Below are 17,899 nucleotides of genomic sequence, written 5' to 3' on the forward strand. Positions count from 1 at the left end.
AATGCAGGACGAAACCGCGCTGTACGGCGCAAAAATGATGCAGCCCGGGCTGACGGTGGCGGACAACGAAGAAAACAGCCTCCGCCCCCAGCATCTGGAAGACTACATCGGGCAGGAAAAGGTCAAGCAGAACCTGAAAATTTATCTGGAAGCCGCCAAGCGGCGGGGCGAGCCCATGGATCACATCCTGCTCTACGGCCCTCCGGGCCTGGGCAAGACGACACTGGCGGGCATCATTGCCAACGAGATGGGAGTGCAGATCCGCATCACCAGCGGCCCGGCCATTGAGAAGCCCGGCGACCTGGCCGCCCTGCTGACCAATTTACAGGAGGGCGACGTCCTCTTCATCGACGAGATCCACCGCCTCTCCCGGCAGGTGGAAGAGGTGCTTTACCCGGCACTGGAGGACTATGCGCTGGACATCATGATCGGGAAAGGCCCCAGCGCCCAGAGCATCCGGATCAACCTGCCCCGGTTCACGCTGGTGGGTGCCACTACCCGGGCGGGCCAGATCACCGGTCCTCTGCGGGACCGTTTCGGCGTGCTGCTCAAGCTGGAACTCTACAGCCCGGATGAGCTTTCCCGCATCATCCAGCGCTCGGCAGGCATCCTCGACCAGCCCATCACCCCGGAGGGTGCTTACGAGCTGGCCAAGTGCAGCCGGGGCACGCCTCGTGTGGCCAACCGCTTTTTGAAGCGCATCCGCGACTTTGCCACGGTGCTGGGAGACGGCGTCATTGACCGGGATGTCTCCCTCATGGGCCTCAAGCGGATGGACGTGGACGCCCTGGGGCTGGATGAGCTGGACCGCAGCCTGCTGCGCGCCATCATTGAGATGTACAACGGCGGCCCGGTGGGCCTGGAAACGCTGGCAGCGGCTCTGGGCGAAGAGGCCGTCACGCTGGAAGATCTCTGCGAGCCCTACCTGATGCAGATGGGCTTTTTGACCCGGACGCCCCGGGGCCGCTGCGCCACGCGGCTGGCCTACGAGCACCTGGGCCTCAAGGCCTCGGAAACGGGCAGCCCGGAGGACAACGGACAACAGAGCTTGTTTTAACCGACTCGCCCTCTCAGGCGCTTCGCGCCAGCTTATCCTCCCTCTGTCGCGTTGCGACATCTCCCTCCGGCCGGAGGGAGTCTTTCGGAGGGAGAACCAAGAATAGGACGGAGAGGGAATGTGCTTTAAAATATGGAGGTACTGATTATGGGAAAATATTTTGGAACGGATGGCGTCCGCGGTGTGGCGGGCGCGGACCTGACCTGTGAGATGGCCATGAAGATCGGCCGCGGCGCTGCTGCTGTCCTGACGGGCAGCACCGGCCACCGCCCCCGCATCCTCATCGGCAAGGATACCCGCCAGTCCGGCGATATGCTGGAAGCGGCCCTGACCGCCGGCCTGTGCAGTGTGGGCGCGGACGTGGAGAGCCTGGGCGTGCTGCCCACCCCCGCTGTGGCCTATCTGGTCAAGAAATACAACGCGGATGCCGGTGTTGTCATCTCGGCCTCCCACAACCCGATGGAATTCAACGGCATCAAGATTTTTGCCGGCACCGGCTACAAGCTGCCGGATGATGTGGAAAACGAGATCGAGAAGCACATTGACAACGACTGTGCCGACATCCCGCTGGCGACCGGAGCCTCCGTGGGCCGGGTGTCTGTCCGGGCGGACGGTCTGCAGGACTATGTGGACCACCTGTATGAGTCGGTCAACGGCGATCTGTCCGGCCTGAACGTCTGCATCGACTGCGCCAACGGCGCTTCTGCCGCTGTGGCACAGAAGCTGTTTCCCCGGCTGGGCGCCAAGTGCACGTTCATTGGCATCACGCCGGACGGTGCCAACATCAACAAGGACGTGGGCAGCACCCATCTGGACAATCTGGAAAAGGCAGTTGTGGAGGGCGGCTTTGACTGCGGCATTGCCTTTGACGGCGACGCGGACCGCTGCCTGGCCTGCGATGAGCTGGGCCATGAGATCGACGGCGACAAGGTCATTGCCCTGCTGGCCGTGAGCATGAAAGAAAAGGGCCGTCTGGACGGCGATACCGCTGTGGTGACGGTCATGTCCAATCTGGGCTTCATCAAGTATATGGAGAGCCAGGGCATCCACACCGAGAAGACCGCCGTGGGCGACCGCTATGTGCTGGAAAACATGCGCGAGAACGGCTACGCCATCGGCGGCGAGCAGAGCGGCCATGTCATCCTGCTCCACCACGCCACCACCGGCGACGGTGAGCTGACGGCGGGCAAGCTGCTCAAGCTGCTGGCCGAGAGCGGCAAGAAGATGAGCGAGCTGAACAGCGTTTACGCCCAGTACCCGCAGGTATTGGTCAACGTGACGGCCAACGCCGCCCAGAAAGCCGCCTATAAAGAGGACGAAGTGCTGGCGGGCTTTATTGAGAACGAGCAGCAGAAGCTGATGGGCATGGGCCGCGTGCTGGTCCGTGTGTCCGGCACCGAGCCCAAGATCCGTGTCATGGTCGAGGGCCAGGACCTGGAGGCCATCCACCGCTGTGCAGACCGGATCGTGGAAAAGATCAACAAACGAATTCTGAAACAGTAAAAAGGAGAACGCTATGCGCCCTGCAGATACCTGGAAAGATTATGAGCTGCTGGATGCTACCGGTGGCAACCGGCTGGAGCGATGGGGGGAGACCATCCTCATCCGGCCGGACCCGCAGGTGGTGTGGAAAACGCCCCGGCAGAGCCCCCTGTGGGCCAAGGCGGACGCCGTGTACCACCGCTCCAACCAGGGCGGCGGCGAGTGGGAGTACCGCCGCCGGCTGCCCGAAAAATGGAAGATCAGCTGCGGCGAGGGAGAGGAGAAACTGACCCTCATCGTGAGCCCCACCGGCTTCAAGCACACCGGCGTCTTCCCGGAGCAGGCCGTCAACTGGGCCTGGTACGCCCAAAAGATCCGTGCTGCCGGACGCCCGGTAAAAGTGCTGAACCTGTTTGGCTACACCGGTGGTGCCACGCTGGCCTGCGCGGCGGCGGGTGCTACCGTCTGCCATGTGGATGCCTCCAAGGGCATCGTGGCCTGGGGCAAGGACAACGCCGCCGCCAGCGGCCTGGCCGACCGGCCCATCCGCTGGCTGGTGGACGACTGTGCCAAGTTCGTGGCCCGGGAAAAGCGCCGGGGCAACACCTACGACGGCATCATCATGGACCCGCCCAGCTATGGCCGCGGCCCCGGCGGCGAGATCTGGAAGCTGGAAGACTGCATCTATGACCTCATCAGCCAGTGCGAGGAAGTGCTGAGCGATAAGCCGCTCTTCTTTGCCGTCAACAGCTACACCACGGGCCTGTCGCCCGCCGTGATGGAGTACATGCTCAAGACCACGCTGGTGCCCCGTTTTGGCGGGCAGACCAGCTGTGACGAGATCGGCCTGCCCGTCTCGGCCACCGGCGGCGTGGTGCCCTGCGGCGCAACGGCCATCTGGGAAGAGTGAATACTCCTTCCGTCATCGCTGCGCGATGCCGCCTCCCTCAGTGAGGGAGGCTTTCTGACGGCAGAGACCCAAAAGGCTCCCTCTTTGAGGGGGCTGCCGCTGCAGGCGGCTGGGGGAGTTTATAAAATAATCTAAGAATGGGGTACAGCCTCTTTGAGAGGGGCGCACCACCAGAAAGAGAACACAAATGAGTGATACGATTTTAACAGCAGAAAATTTAAAGTTCCGCTATGACCCGGAGCAGCCCGTCTACGCGCTGGACGGGGTCTCGGCCAGCGTCAAGCGGGGCGAGTTCGTCGCCGTGCTGGGTGCCAACGGCTGCGGCAAATCCACCCTGGCCAAACAGTTCAACGCCATCCTCCTGCCGGAGGCAGGCACTGTGCTGGTGGAGGGAATGGACACCGCCGACGAGAGCAAAATTTACGACATCCGCCAGACCGTGGGTATGGTGTTCCAGAACCCGGACAACCAGATCGTTGCCACGGTGGTGGAAGAAGACGTGGCTTTCGCGCTGGAGAACCTGGGCGTTCCGCCCGAGGAGATGCGCCGCCGGGTGGACGACGCCATGAAGATGGCGGGCATCTACGAGTTCCGGGAGCGGGCACCCCACAACCTTTCCGGCGGCCAGAAGCAGCGCGTTGCCATTGCAGGCGTCGTGGCCATGCGGCCGGACTGCCTCATTCTGGACGAAGCCACCGCCATGCTGGACCCCCGGGGCCGGGAGCAGGTGATGCAGACCATCCACTACCTCAACAAGAACATGGGCATCACCGTGGTGTCCATCACCCACTATATGGAAGAAGCTGCCAAAGCCGACCGGGTGTTGGTGATGAGCAAGGGCAAAGTGGTCCTGGAAGGCACCCCGAAAGAGGTGTTCAGCCAGACCGAGAAAGTCCGCTCCCTCCATCTGGACGTGCCGCAGGCCGCCGAGCTGCGGGATGAGCTGGTCAAGGCAGGCATCGACCTGCCCGAGGGCATCATTGACACGGGCGAATGCGCACAGGCTCTGTACGAGCTGCTGCAGTGAGGAGGGGTGAACGATGGCAGACATTATCAAGGTAGAACACCTGAGCTATATCTATAACCCCGGAATGCCCAATGCGGTCACCGCGCTGGACGATGTGAGCTTTACCGTGGAAGAGGGCGATTTTGTGGGCATCATCGGGGCCACCGGCTCCGGCAAGAGCACCCTCATTACCCACATGAACGGCCTGAACAAGCCCACCAGCGGCAAAATTTATATTGATGGCCGCGACCTGTGGGCCGAGCCCGAAAAAATAAGAGATTTTCGTTTCCTCACCGGTCTGGTGTTCCAGTACCCGGAGTACCAGCTGTTTGAGGAGACCTGCTATAAAGATATCGCCTTTGGCCCCAAGAACATGGGCCTGGACGAGGCCGAGATCGACAAGCGGGTGCACGAAGCAGCCGCCTTTGTCGGCCTGGACGAGGCCCTTTTGGAACGCAGCCCCTTTGAGCTGTCCGGCGGCCAGAAGCGCCGGGTGGCCGTGGCAGGCGTCATGGCCATGAAGCCCCGCATCCTCGTGCTGGATGAGCCCGCCGCGGGCCTGGACCCCGAGGGCCGGGATGAGATCCTGAGCGAGGTGAAAGAGTACCACAAAAAGACGGGCACCACTGTCCTGCTGGTCTCCCACAGCATGGAGGACATTGCCAAGTACGCCAACCGGGTGCTGGTGATGTCCAACAAGAAGATCGCCATGTACGATACGGTGGAGAACGTGTTTGCCCGGGCTCCGGAGCTGCTGGAGCTGGGTCTGAGCGTGCCCCAGGTGACAAAAATTTTCCTCAAGCTGCGGGAGATGGGGGTGGACGTCCCGGCGGACGTGTACACCATCCCCTATGCGGTCAAGACCATTCTGGCCGCCAAGGCACGGCGGGACGCCGGGGAGTCTCTTGTATTGCCCCGGGATGCTGCGAACGGGAAAGGGGGCGTGTCCGGATGCTGAGAGATATCACCATTGGCCAGCACTTCCCGGGCAACAGCCTTGTGCACAAATTTGACCCCCGGCTCAAGCTGGTGCTCACCATTGCTTATATCATCCTGCTGTTCGCGGCTTCCAACCCGCTGGGACTGGCATTGTCCATCCTGTTCCTGGTGGGGATGTACGCTGTGGCAAAGATCCCGTTCAAGCTCATCCTCAAGAGCCTGAAACCAATTTTACCCATTGTCATCTTTACGGCAGTGCTCAACCTCTTCTTCGTCTCGGGTGAGGGGGAGCCGCTGGTGCACATTGGATTCCTGACCGTTTACGCCGAGGGCGTCAAGTACGCCATCCTGATGGCGGTGCGCGTCATGGCCCTGATCGCGGGCACCAGCCTGCTGACTTACACCACCAGCCCCATCGTGCTGACGGATGCCATTGAGCAGCTGCTCAAGCCGCTGGGCAAGATCCACTTCCCGGTGCACGAGCTGGCCATGATGATGAGCATTGCGCTCCGCTTCATCCCCACCCTCATCGAGGAGACGGACAAGATCATGAACGCCCAGAAAGCCCGCGGTGCCCAGCTGGACACCGGCAAGATGACCGAGCGCATCAAAGCGCTGGTGCCCGTCCTCATCCCGCTGTTCATCTCGGCGTTCCGCCGGGCGGACGAGCTGGCGATGGCCATGGAGTGCCGCTGCTACCGCGGCGGTGACGGCCGCACCCGCCTGAAAGTGCTCCGCTGCACCAGACAGGATTACATTGATCTGGCGGTCTGCATCGTCTGCTTTGTGATCATCCTGTCTTCCCGGCTGGTGTTCCCGAATTTCTGATGATACTATGAACTATTTGCTTACATTATCTTACGATGGCACCAACTACTGCGGGTTTCAGGTGCAGCCCAACGGGCGGAGCGTGGCCCAGACCTTTCAGGATGGGCTGGAGGCCGTGCTGGGCTGCCGCCCGGATATCAAGGGGTGCAGCCGCACCGACGCGGGCGTCCACGCGCTGGGCTTTATGCTCAATTTCCACGCCGACACCCGCATCCCGGTGGAAAAGCTGCCGCTGGCCCTCAACCAGCACCTGCCGCCGGATATCCGGGTGCTGGCGGCGCGGGTGGTGCCGGAGGATTTCCATGCCCGGTACGCGGCCCACACCAAAACGTATCTCTACCGCATCCACAACAGCCCCATCGACTCGCCGTTTGACGAGAAGTATTATACCCGGGTGCCCCGGCGGCTGGACACGGCCAAAATGAACACGGCAGCCCGGCGGTTTGTGGGCAAACACGATTTCCTGGCCCTGTGCGCGGCGGGGTCTTCCGCTGCCGCCCACGGTGACACGGTGCGGACCATCACGGCCTGCGGAGTGGAGCGCAAAGGGGACGAAGTAGAGATCACCGTCACCGCGGATGGATACCTCTACAACATGGTGCGCATCCTGGCCGGGACCCTCTGCGAAGTAGGGGCCGGGCGGATGCAGCCCGAGGCCATCCCGGACATCCTTGCCAGCCGTGACCGGCACAAGGCGGGCCCCACCCTGCCCGCCAAGGGACTGTTTTTGAAGAGTGTGGAGTATGATTGAGAGGTGGCTGGCCCTCTCAGCCTCACGCTGTTCGGCAGCTCCACCAAAGGGGGAGCCCTTGGCAAAGAGATGAAGTTTGCGTGGATTGCCAAGGCCTCTTACTTTGGGAGAGGTGGCATTGCGATCGCAATGACGGAGAGGGCAAGCCATTTAGGACAAGGAGAACAACCAAATGAGAAAGAACCATCGCGGCCAACGCCCCGAGAGTGACGAGCCGCTTTCGGCCGGGCGGGTCGAATATCTGGAGCAGGCCCGCGCCCGGGTGCGGGCACGGCGGCTGCGGCGCACGGCGCTCATCGTGGCGGTGCTGACGGCTGTGGTGCTGTTTACCACCGGGCTGGTGGGCAGCTCGGTGGCGCTGGTCAAGGACTGCGTGGACACCACCCGCATTGCCCTGATGCCGGGCCCCGGCTGGCCCCAGCAGACCGGCGTGATGGAGCCCACCCAGGTGCTGCCCATGACGGGCGGCTTTGTGGAGCTGGGCGGCGACAGCTGCGTGGTGTACTCCCGCACGGGCACCCGGCTCAACAGCATCCAGAGCGGCTATGGCCGTCCGGCGCTGGCGGCGGGCAAGACCCGTTTTGTGCTCTACAACCGCTCCGGCAACGAGCTGCGGGTGGAGAGCCGCACCCAGAACCTCTACACCAAAAAACTGGAAAACAAGATCTTCCTCTGCGCCATGTCCGATAACGGCACGCTGGCCGTTGTCACAGACGATGTGAGCAGCATGGCGGAGCTGCTGGTGTATTCTCCCACCATGGAGCAGCAGCTCCGCTGGAACATGACCTCCAACGACGGCACCCCGCTGCGGATGGCGTTCTCGCCGGACAGCCGCCGGCTGGCGGCTGCTGCCGTCACGGCCGGCGGCGGGCAGATGCAGACAAACCTTTATGTTGTCACCCTGGCCCAGGGCGACCCGGTCAATGTGGGGAGCCAGAGCGGTGTTCCCCAGTGGGTGGGCTGGCTTTCCGGTACCACCCTGCTGGCCGTGTACGACAGCCGGGCCATCCTGTACAACGCGGCAGGCGGAGAGCGTGCCCGCTATGAGTTTGGCGGCGGCACCCTGCGGGATGTCTCGGTGGACAGCGCGGGCAATGTGGCGCTGCTGCTGGCCTCCGGGCAGGTCTGCCAGCTGGTGACGCTGGATAAGGAGCTCAATGTTCAGTACAGCGGCAATGTGACCACCTCCAACAAGGTGGTGCGGCGGGGCGAGCTTGTCTATCTGCTCACCGACAGCACCGTGGAGAGCCTGACTTCTGCGGGGGAGTACCAGTGGAGCCAGAGCCTGACGGCCCGGCCGCAGGCGCTGCTGGCGGATGCCAAGCAGACACTGGTCTTTTGCGGCAACACGGTGCAGCAGGGTACGGCACCGGAAACCTCTCAGGCAAGTTGAGGAAAAGGAGAGAATCATTCCTGAAATTAGCACTCTGCGGCAGAAAGTAACAGGGAAAATACTCTATGTTCAAGAATCCGTCATTTCTTTTTGATATCATATGCACGGTGGTTTGGCTGCTGCTGGCCGTCCGCTACGCCCGCAAAGGCTTTCTGGCCTCGGTGGTGCAGCTGGCGGGGAGCCTGTTCAGCCTGACCGGAGCCCGGGCCTTTTCCGGCTGGGCAGCCGGGCAGGTGTTCCAGAACTTCTTTGCAGGCAGCTTCCGCGACCAGATCGCCGCCAGCATCACGGCCGGGGGCGTGGTAGACCTTTCCGGCATTGCCCAGCGGTATGCGGGCTTTCTGCCGGAAAGCTTCCGGGCTTCCATCGTGGAGGCCTGCGAGCGTTCCATTTCCGCCGTGCTCAGCGACAACGCCGTGGTGCTGGCCGATGTCATTGTCCAAAAGGTGCTGGCTCCGCTGCTGACGCCGGTGATCTCGCTGGTGCTGTTCTTTGTGGCATTCGCCCTGCTGCGGATGCTGGTCAGCCTGCTGGTCACGGTGCTGGGGCTGGTGAACAAGCTGCCGGTGGTGGGCACGGTCAACCGCTGGCTGGGCTGGACGGCGGGCGGCATTGCCAGCCTGCTGGACATTTATCTGGTGCTGTGTGTGCTCTGGGCACTCATTGTCATCACGGGCGGCAACCTGACGATGCTCAACGATACCGTTATGAGCAGCAGCCTTTACTATAAAGTTTTCAATGTGTTCAACCCGTTCCTGTAAGGGTTGGATTGGATAGGAGGAACAATGGTCTGTAATCGATGCCAGAAACGTCCGGCCATCATCTTCGTCCAGCGGATGGAGAATGGCCAGATGAAAAATGAGGGGTACTGCCTGCACTGTGCCCGGGAGCTGCACATCAAGCCGGTGGAAGACCTGATGAAGCAGTTCGGCATGTCGGACGAAGACATGGACAATATGGAAAACCGGATGGAGAGCATGATGGAGGAGATGGGCGGCGAGACCAACCCGTTCTCCATGATGATGAACATGGGCCAGCCGGAGAACGAGGGCGACGAAGACCTGATGCCCGGCTCCAGCGCCACGTTCCCGCTGGGGGTCAAGGACGGCCAGAACGAGCAGCAGGGGGACAAGAAAGCTGGAAATAAAAACGGCAAGAAGCCGCCCCGCCGCAAGTTTTTGGACACCTACTGCGAGAACCTGACCCGCAAGGCCCGGGAAGGCAAGCTGGATGATATCATCGGCCGTGACCGCGAAATTTACCGCACCATCCAGATCCTGAGCCGCCGCCAGAAGAATAACCCCTGCCTCATCGGTGAGGCGGGCGTGGGCAAGACGGCCATTGCCGAGGGCATTGCGGAGCGCATTGCCAAAGGGCAGGTGCCGGCGGGCCTGAAAGACAAGGAGATTTTCCTGCTGGACCTGACCAGCCTGGTGGCGGGCACTCAGTTCCGCGGCCAGTTCGAGCAGCGGGTCAAGGGCCTGTTGAGCGAGGTCAAGGCGGCGGGCAATGTCATCCTGTTCATTGATGAGATCCACACCATCACCTCGGCCGGTGAGAGTGAAGGTGCCATGAACGCGGGCAACATCCTGAAGCCTGCCCTCTCCCGCGGGGAAATTCAGGTCATCGGCGCCACGACGTTCAACGAGTACCGCAAGTATATCGAAAAAGATCAGGCGCTGGAGCGCCGCTTCCAGCCCGTGCGGGTGGAGGAGCCCAGCGTGGCCGATACCCTCGCTGTGATGAACGGCATCAAGCACTATTACGAGGAGCACCACCATGTGCAGGTGCCCGCCGATGTGCTCAGTGCCACCGTCACCCTCAGTGAGCGGTATATCACCGACCGCTATCTGCCGGACAAGGCCATCGACCTGCTGGACGAGGCCTGCGCCTGCTGCAATCTGGCCCACCCGGTCATCTCCGAGTATCTGGAGGCCCGGAAAGAGCTGGACGCCCTCAAGCAGGAAGAAGCCGATATGGCCAACGCCGATGTCAATGAGCCCATCGACTATGAGCAGGTGGCCGAGCGCAAGACCCGCATTGCCCAGCTGGAAAGCGAGCTGCCCGCCAAGCAGGCCGCTGCCAGTGAGATCAAGGTGACCATGGACGATGTGGCCAAGGTCATTGAGCTGTGGACGGGGATCCCGGCGGTGAAAATCCAGGAGACCGAGTACGCCAAGCTGGCAAACCTCGAAACAGAGCTCAAGAAAAAGATCATCGGCCAGGACGAGGCCGTCCATCTGGTGGCACAAGCGGTCAAGCGGAGCCGCGCCGACCTCTCGGGCCGCCGCCGTCCCGCCAGCTTCATCTTTGTGGGCCCCACGGGCGTGGGCAAGACCGAGCTGGTCAAGCAGCTGGCCAACCAGCTCTTTGACGGCCCGGACCCCCTGATCCGGCTGGACATGAGCGAGTATATGGAGAAATACGCTGTCTCCCGGATGATCGGTTCGCCTCCGGGCTATGTGGGCTACGAGGAAGCCGGCCAGCTGACCGAGAAAGTCCGCCGCCGCCCCTACAGCGTGGTGCTGTTTGACGAGATCGAGAAAGCACACCCGGATGTCATGAACATCCTGCTGCAGATTCTGGACGAGGGCAAGATCAACGATGCCCAGGGCCGGACCGTGGATTTCTCCAACACCGTGATCTGCATGACCTCCAACGCCGGCAGCTCTGACCAGACTTCGGGCGGCCTTGGCTTCAACAAGAGCGAGGAGCAGCGCAGCGAGGAGAAGACCCGCAAGGCGCTGGCCCAGTTCCTGCGGCCGGAATTCCTGGGCCGCGTGGACGAGGTCATCGCGTTCAAACCCCTGAGCCAGGAGACACTGGAGGGGATTGCAGCCCTCATGTTGGATGAGTACAAGCCCAGCATGGCGGCCAAGGGCATTGCCTACAGCTATACCCCGGCAGCCCTCAAGGCGCTGGTCACCAAGAGCCAGGGCGGCAAGTTCGGTGCCCGCGACCTCCGCCGCGTCATCCGCAAGGCGGTGGAAGACCCCGCCGCCGAGCGCCTCATTGACGGCACGCTGGCCTCCGGCTCCGCCCTTACCGTGGACGCCGACGCGGACGGCGAAGTGGTGCTGAAATAAATGCAAAAAGAAAAGAGACGGTTTTCTTCCAGTGGGAAGAGGACCGTCTCTTTTGTCCTGTGAAGTTTAGTTGAATTTAAAGATCTTCCGGGCGATGCGGTAGCCGCCGACAATGACGGTATCGCTCTTGGGGAAGTGCAGGTTGGTGATGCCGCCCAGGCTCAGGCGGACAGCGCGGTACACGCTGGGGCTGGTGTGCTCCTTGAGGTACTGCCAGAGCTGGGTCTTTTTCTCCTTGGCCTCGGCACTGCCGTCCAGCAGCAGGAAGATGTCGCTAATGGCCATCATGATGGAGAGGTAGTGGAGCATGTAGGCCCGCAGACGCTTCTGGTTTTTCAGGGCGTCCAGGTCCTGGCAGTCGATCATGTGCTTGGTGACCCGCAGCTGCTGATCTACCCGCTTGACCATAACGCTCTCGTTGACACTCTGGTCGGCCCGGCCGATGAAGTAGCGGTAGAGGTCAAGGTCCATATAGTACATGCTCTTGACATAGGGCAGAGGCTGGTAGACAAAGATGTTGTCCACATAGAACGTGTGCTTGGGCAGCACCATGCCGCACTGACGCAGCACCTCGGTGCGGTACATGACCGAGTGCATCAGCAGGTTCTGGTCCGGGCGGAAATGGCCCACATGCACCCAGTCGAACAGGCGGTCTTTCGGGAAGACGTTGGTGTACCGGACGGTATGGCTGGTGCCATCCTCCACATGCTCATACACATAGTTGCAGATCATCAGGTCCGGGGCGGTGCCGCGGGCCACGAGGGTCTGCAGGCGGTGCAGGACCTTTTTCAGGGCGTCGGTGTCCAGCCAGTCGTCGCTGTCCACGACCTTATAGTACAGGCCGGTGGCATTGCGGATGCCCTGGTTGACGCCCTCGCCGTGGCCGCCGTTCTCCTGATGGACGGCCTTGACGATGGTGGGATATTTGGCGGCGTACTCGTCGCAGATGGCGGGGGTGTCGTCCTTGGTGGAACCATCGTCCACCAGGATGATCTCGGCCTGCTCTCCGGCGGAGAGCAGCGTCTCGATGCAGTGGCGCATATAGGCCGCCGAGTTGTAGCACGGGACGGCAAAGCTGATGAGTTTTTGCATAGTGTACTCCTTTTAATCACGGAAGCCGGAGCACGCGGGCTGCGGCTAAGAATCTTTAGATGGAGATATGTATTCTTATTATAGCATTTTGGCGCACGAAAAGCTATCAAAACCACAAAATCCCACCGAAAATTCGCAACTCAGGGTGGTTTTGTGGTATACTGGAACGCAGTGTTTAAACAAAGGAGACAGTTTGATGGAAGACCAGCGCTCGATTTTAAAGAAAGTTTTCGGCTACGACAGTTTCCGCCCCGGCCAGGAGGAGATCGTGAAGCGGCTGCTGGGCGGGCAGGATGTGCTGGCCGTGATGCCCACGGGCGCGGGCAAGTCCATCTGTTATCAGGTGCCGGCCCTGCTGCTGCCGGGCATTACCCTTGTGGTATCGCCGCTGGTCAGCCTGATGAAAGACCAGGTGGGGGCCCTGGTGCAGGCAGGCGTGGCCGCCGCCTTTTTGAACAACAGCCTCACCGACAACCAGAAAGCCCTGATGCTCCACCGGGCCCGGGAGGGGTGGTATAAGATCATCTATGTGGCCCCGGAGCGGCTGGAGATGCCGGGCTTCCAGCGGTTTGCGCAGGAAAAACTCATCAGCATGGTCACGGTGGACGAGGCCCACTGCATCAGCCAGTGGGGGCAGGATTTCCGCCCCAGCTACCTGCGCGTCAAAGCCTTTGTGGACAGCCTGCCCAGCCGCCCGGTGGTGGGGGCGTTCACGGCCACCGCCACGGCCCACGTCCGGGATGACATCCGCACCCATCTGGCCCTGAAAGACCCCTATGAGGTGACGACAGGCTTTGACCGCCCCAACCTTTATTTTGAGTCCCGTCGTGCCCTGCCCAGCGAGAAGCCCCGTGTCCTGCTGGATTATGTCCTGCGGGAGGGAGACCATGCGGGCATCGTCTATTGCAGCACCACCAAACAGGTGGACGAGACGGCCCGCCTGCTCCAGAGCCGGGGCATCCGGGCGGCAGCCTACCACGCCAAGCTGGACGCGGAGGTCCGCCGGAAGAACCAGGACGATTTCCTCTATGACCGTGTCCAGATCATGGTGGCCACCAACGCCTTTGGCATGGGCATTGATAAGCCCAACGTCCGGTTTGTCATCCACTACAACATGCCCAAGGACTTGGAAAGCTACTATCAGGAGGCGGGCCGTGCCGGGCGGGACGGCGAACCGGCCCGCTGCATCCTGCTCTACTCCGGCACCGATGTGCGGACCATCCGCTTTTTCATTGACAAAGAGAGGGAAGCGGACAACGGTCTGCCCGCTGATGTAAAAGCCGAAGCCGCCCGCAAGGCGGAGGAACGGCTCAAGTACATGACCTTTTACTCCACCACGCCCCGCTGCCTGCGGGGGTTCATGCTCCAATATTTTGGGGAGGTGGCCCCGGCCAAGTGCGGCAACTGCTCCAATTGCCTCATGGCAGAGGAGGCTGCCCGGCAGATGGAACAGCGTGCCGCCGAGGCCAAGCAGCGGGCCGCCGCCAGCGCCCGCCGTCTGGCTGAAAAGCCCCGCCGCCGCCCGGCGGACGTGGAGCTCAGCGCCGAGGACGAAAAGCTGCTGGCCGACCTCTACGCCCTGCGCAAGCGGCTGGCCAGCAAGCAGAAAATCCCGGCCTATCTCGTGTTCAGCGATGCCACCCTCCGGGAGATGGTACAGAAAAAGCCGTTCAGCACCGATGAGCTGCTCAATATCACCGGCGTGGGCGAGAAGAAAGCCGCCCGCTACGGCACGATCTTCCTCGCCGCCATCGAGGAGGCCGTCAGAAGCCGCTAAAAATAAAACGTTCCGTTTTCCACAATTCCTGCATCGGATGTGGAAAACGGAACGCTTTTTATAACGCTGCTTTGCATTGCAATTTTGCAGTGCTTTTGAAGCTTGCCAAGGGCTCTCCCTTTGAAAGACTCCCTCCGGCCGGAGGGAGATGCCGCGTAAGCGACAGAGGGAGGAGGAGCTGGCAATGCGGAGCATTGACTGAGAGGGCTACATCGTATGGGTGGAAAAGACCTGCTCGTCCTGCCACCAGATAGGCTCTCCGGCGGCAAGGGACTTGGGCACATCCAGCAGCCGCTGGTTCCGGCTGCCCCGGAAGCGGAGGGAGATGTCGTGCTCGGCCTGCACAAAGCGGCCGTCCACCAGCACATCCAGCAGGCCCAGCAGCTCGTCGGTGACTTCGCACCGGGCGTGACAGGGGACCGCCCCGGTCAGCTGCTCCCAGGTGTAGCCGGAGTAGCACCAGACCGTCTTTTTGGGGTAGAGGGCCTTGAAGTTGCGGACAAAGGGAAGAAGCTCCCGCTGGTTCTCCGGCTCCATGGGCTCGCCGCCCAGCAGGGAGATGCCGGCGATATAGTCCGGCTGGCAGGAGGCGAAAACTTCGTTGCGGGTGGCCTTATCAAAGGGCTTGCCGTAACCGAAATCCCATGCCACCTCATTGAAGCAGCCGGGGCAGTGATGCCGGCAGCCCGAGACGAACACACTGGTGCGCACGCCGGGCCCGTTGGCAATGTCGTAATACTTAATTGTAGCAAAATTCATGATATATCAAACCTGAAAGCAAGGCACGCTGCTTTGCTTTACAATTTGTTGTGCTTTTTGGAGCTTGCCAAGGGCTCCCCTGCTAGGGGAGCTGGCACGCGAAGCGTGACTGAGAGGTTTACAGGTGCAGCACCCGATCCTTGATCTCCTGGGTGCGGCCCTGGTTCCAGAACTGGGTGCCGATATAACCGCAGGTGCGGCGGGCAACATTCAGCTTGTTCTGGTCACGGTTGCCGCACTTGGGGCACTCCCACACCAGCTTGCCGTCGTCCTCCACGATCTTGATCTCGCCGTCGTAACCGCAGCACTGGCAGTAATCGGACTTGGTGTTCAGCTCGGCGTACATGATGTTGTCGTAGATGAACTGCAGCACGCTCATGACGGCCTCCAGATTATCCTGCATGTTGGGCACTTCCACATAGCTGATGGCACCGCCCGGAGAGAGCTTCTGAAATTCACTCTCAAATTTCAGCTTGGTAAAGGCGTCGATCTGCTCCGAGACGTGGACGTGATAGCTGTTGGTGATATAGTTCTTGTCGGTGATGCCGGGCACGATGCCGAACCGCTTCTGCAGGCACTTGGCGAATTTGTAGGTGGTGGATTCCAGCGGGGTGCCGTAGAGAGAGTAGTCCATATTCTCCGCTTTCTTCCACTCGCTGCACTTGTCGTTCATGTGCTGCATCACGCTCAGGGCAAAGGGTTTGGCACCGGCGTCGGTGTGGCTCTTGCCCGTCATATACTTCACGCACTCATACAGGCCGGCATAGCCCAGGCTGATGGTGGAGTAACCGCCATACAGCAGCTTGTCGATCTTCTCGCCTTTTTTCAGGCGGGCCAGTGCGCCGTACTGCCACAGGATGGGCGCGGCATCGCTGGGGGTGCCCAGCAGACGCTGGTGGCGGGCCTGCAGTGCACGGTGGCAGAGGGCCAGACGCTCGTCGAAGATCTTCCAGAACTTATCAAAGTTGCCGCCGGAAGAGAGGGCTACATCCACCAGGTTGATGGTGACGACGCCCTGATTGAAGCGGCCATAATATTTGGGCTTGCCCGTCTCGGGGTCCACATAGGGGGTCAGGAAGCTGCGGCAGCCCATGCAGGTGTAGCAGTGGCCCTCACCGTTTTTGTCCACTTTCATCTCCAGCATCTTCTTCTCGGAGATGTAGTCGGGCACCATCCGCTTGGCGGTGCACTTGGCGGCCAGCTCAGTCAGATAGTAATAAGGGGCGCCGGGGCGGATGTTGTCTTCCTCCAGCACATAGATCAGCTTGGGGAACGCGGGAGTGATCCAGACACCGGCCTCGTTCTTGACGCCCTGATACCGCTGGCGGATGGTCTCCTCGATGATGATGGCCAGGTCTGCCTTTTCCTGCGGGTTGCGGGCCTCGCCCAGATACATGAAGACGGTGATGAACGGAGCCTGACCGTTGGTGGTCATCAGGGTGACGACCTGATACTGGATGGTCTGGACGCCGCGGTTGATCTCGTTGCGCAGGCGGCGCTCCACGATCTCTTTTTTCCGCTCGGCGGAAACATCCAGGCCCTCCATCTCGGCCTCGACCTCGGCGGCGATCTTCTTGCGGGAAACATCCACGAACGGAGCCAGATGAGTCAGGCTGATACTCTGGCCGCCGTACTGGTTGGAGGCCACCTGTGCAATGATCTGGGTGGCAATGTTGCAGGCGGTGGAAAAGCTGTGAGGCTTTTCAATATAGGTGCCGGAGATGACGGTGCCGTTCTGCAGCATGTCTTCCAGGTTGACCAGGTCGCAGTTGTGCATGTGCTGGGCAAAGTAGTCCGAATCGTGGAAATGGATCAGGCCCTCCTGATGGGCTTTGACGATCTCCGGGTCCAGCAGCAGGCGGGCGGTCAGGTCCTTGGAGATCTCACCGGCCATGTAGTCGCGCTGGACACTGTTCACGGTGGGGTTCTTGTTGGCGTTCTCCTGCTTGACTTCTTCGTTCTGGCACTCGATCAGGCTCAGAATGCGCTCATCCGTAGTATTGGTCTGGCGCTTGAGGCTCTGTACATAGCGGTAGGTGATATAGTGGCGGGCAATGTCATGGGCACGGATGTCCATCAGCTTGTTCTCCACCATGTCCTGGATCTCCTCCACGCTGACGGCGCGGTTGAGAGCGTGGCACTGGTCGGTCACATCCGATGCGATCTGAGTGATCTGCTCCCGGGTCAGACGGCTTTTGCCGCCCACGGAATCGCTGGCCTTGGTCACTGCCGTGATGATCTTGGTGATATCAAAGGGCACCTCTGCGCCGTTGCGCTTGATGATCTTCATTCATTTTCCTCCTGACGATACAGCCGCAATTTGAGCGGGCGTCCCTTTTGGCAAGAGGCGCCCGCGGAATGCATGGTAGATGTTGATACTATCATATCACTATTTAGTGATATGTCAATGGAAGAACCACTACATTTTGTGTTTTGTAGCATTGAACAAATTTGCGGGAAGATTTTCAGAGCAAAATCTCGGTCAAAGCCCCTTGACAAACCGCACAAGAAAAGTAGGACCTTTCCGCAGGGTAATATCCGCTGTCCTCTATACGGTTCCCATATGGGATCCCCTTTATTATATTACCTTATAATAGGGGAGAAAGGAGCCCGGCGGGAGGCAGGGGATGCACGGGCGGGAAGATGTCAAACGCCGGTGGAGTTTGATACAAAAAACTGGGCAAAAAGCCCAAAGAAGAAAAAAGTCAAAAAAACTTGCAAAAAGGGGTTGCCAAATGGCCTGGTGTGTGGTATTATACTTGAGCGCCAAGCGCTGAGGCAAAAGAATGACTTCCAAAGCCTCAGCGAGAAGCCCTTGA

At 60.8% G+C, this 17,899-nt stretch carries 15 protein-coding genes; 12 read left to right on the forward strand and 3 right to left on the reverse strand.

Annotated features, from left to right (window positions below):
• Position 1: 1 nt before the first annotated feature.
• The 10 genes from ruvB (at position 2) to C4N22_RS10370 (ending at position 11,452) form a co-directional block, all read left to right on the forward strand.
• Complete coding sequence (gene ruvB / locus C4N22_RS10325) at positions 2-1,057, forward strand: Holliday junction branch migration DNA helicase RuvB (protein WP_112148914.1); 1,056 nt, start codon at positions 2-4, stop codon at positions 1,055-1,057.
• Positions 1,058-1,204: 147 nt separating this feature from the next.
• Positions 1,205-2,560 carry a phosphoglucosamine mutase gene (gene glmM, locus C4N22_RS10330; RefSeq protein ID WP_112148915.1) on the forward strand — a complete coding sequence of 452 codons (1,356 nt, stop codon included), beginning with the start codon at positions 1,205-1,207 and terminating at the stop codon, positions 2,558-2,560.
• Between the two features lie 13 nt (positions 2,561-2,573).
• The gene (locus C4N22_RS10335; protein ID WP_022256501.1) at positions 2,574-3,449 is read left to right on the forward strand and encodes a class I SAM-dependent methyltransferase; all 876 of its coding nucleotides are present in this window, start codon (positions 2,574-2,576) and stop codon (positions 3,447-3,449) included.
• A gap of 187 nt (positions 3,450-3,636) precedes the next feature.
• Positions 3,637-4,476, forward strand: a complete 840-nt coding sequence (locus C4N22_RS10340; RefSeq protein WP_112148916.1) for an energy-coupling factor transporter ATPase — start codon at positions 3,637-3,639, stop codon at positions 4,474-4,476.
• Positions 4,477-4,489: 13 nt separating this feature from the next.
• Entirely contained in the window at positions 4,490-5,413 is a 924-nt protein-coding gene (locus C4N22_RS10345) for an energy-coupling factor transporter ATPase (RefSeq protein ID WP_112148917.1), read from the forward strand.
• Positions 5,407-6,222, forward strand: coding sequence for an energy-coupling factor transporter transmembrane component T family protein (locus C4N22_RS10350; protein ID WP_112148918.1), 816 nt, complete (start codon positions 5,407-5,409; stop codon positions 6,220-6,222). The genes C4N22_RS10345 and C4N22_RS10350 overlap by 7 nt, the downstream gene beginning before the upstream one ends.
• Positions 6,223-6,229: 7 nt before the next feature.
• Positions 6,230-6,973, forward strand: coding sequence for a tRNA pseudouridine(38-40) synthase TruA (gene truA, locus C4N22_RS10355; protein WP_112148919.1), 744 nt, complete (start codon positions 6,230-6,232; stop codon positions 6,971-6,973).
• 172 nt (positions 6,974-7,145) lie between these two features.
• Positions 7,146-8,366 (forward strand): DUF5711 family protein, encoded by a 1,221-nt coding sequence (locus C4N22_RS10360; RefSeq protein ID WP_112148920.1) that lies wholly within the window; start codon positions 7,146-7,148, stop codon positions 8,364-8,366.
• A gap of 65 nt (positions 8,367-8,431) precedes the next feature.
• Positions 8,432-9,127 (forward strand): hypothetical protein, encoded by a 696-nt coding sequence (locus C4N22_RS10365; RefSeq protein WP_112148921.1) that lies wholly within the window; start codon positions 8,432-8,434, stop codon positions 9,125-9,127.
• 24 nt (positions 9,128-9,151) lie between these two features.
• Positions 9,152-11,452 (forward strand): ATP-dependent Clp protease ATP-binding subunit, encoded by a 2,301-nt coding sequence (locus C4N22_RS10370; RefSeq protein ID WP_112148922.1) that lies wholly within the window; start codon positions 9,152-9,154, stop codon positions 11,450-11,452.
• A gap of 66 nt (positions 11,453-11,518) precedes the next feature.
• Here the strand turns inward: C4N22_RS10370 and C4N22_RS10375 are convergent, their stop codons facing one another.
• The gene (locus C4N22_RS10375; RefSeq protein ID WP_112148923.1) at positions 11,519-12,544 is read right to left on the reverse strand and encodes a glycosyltransferase family 2 protein; all 1,026 of its coding nucleotides are present in this window, start codon (positions 12,542-12,544) and stop codon (positions 11,519-11,521) included.
• A gap of 196 nt (positions 12,545-12,740) precedes the next feature.
• On the opposite strand from C4N22_RS10375, the gene C4N22_RS10380 reads away from it, so the two are divergent.
• Positions 12,741-14,321, forward strand: a complete 1,581-nt coding sequence (locus C4N22_RS10380; RefSeq protein ID WP_112148924.1) for a RecQ family ATP-dependent DNA helicase — start codon at positions 12,741-12,743, stop codon at positions 14,319-14,321.
• Positions 14,322-14,528: 207 nt separating this feature from the next.
• On the opposite strand, the gene nrdG is transcribed toward C4N22_RS10380, so the two are convergent.
• Together nrdG and nrdD are read right to left on the reverse strand one after the other, a co-directional pair.
• Positions 14,529-15,080: an anaerobic ribonucleoside-triphosphate reductase activating protein gene (nrdG, locus tag C4N22_RS10385; RefSeq protein ID WP_112148925.1), complete on the reverse strand. Its 552-nt coding sequence runs from the start codon at positions 15,078-15,080 to the stop codon at positions 14,529-14,531.
• 118 nt (positions 15,081-15,198) lie between these two features.
• Positions 15,199-17,370 carry an anaerobic ribonucleoside-triphosphate reductase gene (gene nrdD, locus C4N22_RS10390; RefSeq protein WP_112148926.1) on the reverse strand — a complete coding sequence of 724 codons (2,172 nt, stop codon included), beginning with the start codon at positions 17,368-17,370 and terminating at the stop codon, positions 15,199-15,201.
• Positions 17,371-17,442: 72 nt separating this feature from the next.
• Between nrdD and C4N22_RS12980 the strand changes: the two genes are divergently transcribed.
• A partial coding sequence (locus C4N22_RS12980) for a hypothetical protein (protein ID WP_207657323.1) occupies positions 17,443-17,899 on the forward strand: 457 nt, incomplete at its 3' end.

Source organism: Faecalibacterium prausnitzii, assembly GCF_003287495.1.
Taxonomy (GTDB): Bacteria; Bacillota; Clostridia; order Oscillospirales; family Ruminococcaceae; genus Faecalibacterium; species Faecalibacterium prausnitzii_I.

What these genes read in the sequence shown, in the direction of transcription:
- ruvB (WP_112148914.1), top strand. Translation starts at nt 2, where the DNA reads ATGCAGGACGAAACCGCGCTGTACGGCGCAAAAATGATGCAGCCCGGG.
- glmM (WP_112148915.1), top strand. Translation starts at nt 1,205, where the DNA reads ATGGGAAAATATTTTGGAACGGATGGCGTCCGCGGTGTGGCGGGCGCG.
- C4N22_RS10335 (WP_022256501.1), top strand. Translation starts at nt 2,574, where the DNA reads ATGCGCCCTGCAGATACCTGGAAAGATTATGAGCTGCTGGATGCTACC.
- C4N22_RS10340 (WP_112148916.1), top strand. Translation starts at nt 3,637, where the DNA reads ATGAGTGATACGATTTTAACAGCAGAAAATTTAAAGTTCCGCTATGAC.
- C4N22_RS10345 (WP_112148917.1), top strand. Translation starts at nt 4,490, where the DNA reads ATGGCAGACATTATCAAGGTAGAACACCTGAGCTATATCTATAACCCC.
- C4N22_RS10350 (WP_112148918.1), top strand. Translation starts at nt 5,407, where the DNA reads ATGCTGAGAGATATCACCATTGGCCAGCACTTCCCGGGCAACAGCCTT.
- truA (WP_112148919.1), top strand. Translation starts at nt 6,230, where the DNA reads ATGAACTATTTGCTTACATTATCTTACGATGGCACCAACTACTGCGGG.
- C4N22_RS10360 (WP_112148920.1), top strand. Translation starts at nt 7,146, where the DNA reads ATGAGAAAGAACCATCGCGGCCAACGCCCCGAGAGTGACGAGCCGCTT.
- C4N22_RS10365 (WP_112148921.1), top strand. Translation starts at nt 8,432, where the DNA reads ATGTTCAAGAATCCGTCATTTCTTTTTGATATCATATGCACGGTGGTT.
- C4N22_RS10370 (WP_112148922.1), top strand. Translation starts at nt 9,152, where the DNA reads ATGGTCTGTAATCGATGCCAGAAACGTCCGGCCATCATCTTCGTCCAG.
- C4N22_RS10375 (WP_112148923.1), bottom strand. Translation starts at nt 12,544, where the DNA reads ATGCAAAAACTCATCAGCTTTGCCGTCCCGTGCTACAACTCGGCGGCC.
- C4N22_RS10380 (WP_112148924.1), top strand. Translation starts at nt 12,741, where the DNA reads ATGGAAGACCAGCGCTCGATTTTAAAGAAAGTTTTCGGCTACGACAGT.
- nrdG (WP_112148925.1), bottom strand. Translation starts at nt 15,080, where the DNA reads ATGAATTTTGCTACAATTAAGTATTACGACATTGCCAACGGGCCCGGC.
- nrdD (WP_112148926.1), bottom strand. Translation starts at nt 17,370, where the DNA reads ATGAAGATCATCAAGCGCAACGGCGCAGAGGTGCCCTTTGATATCACC.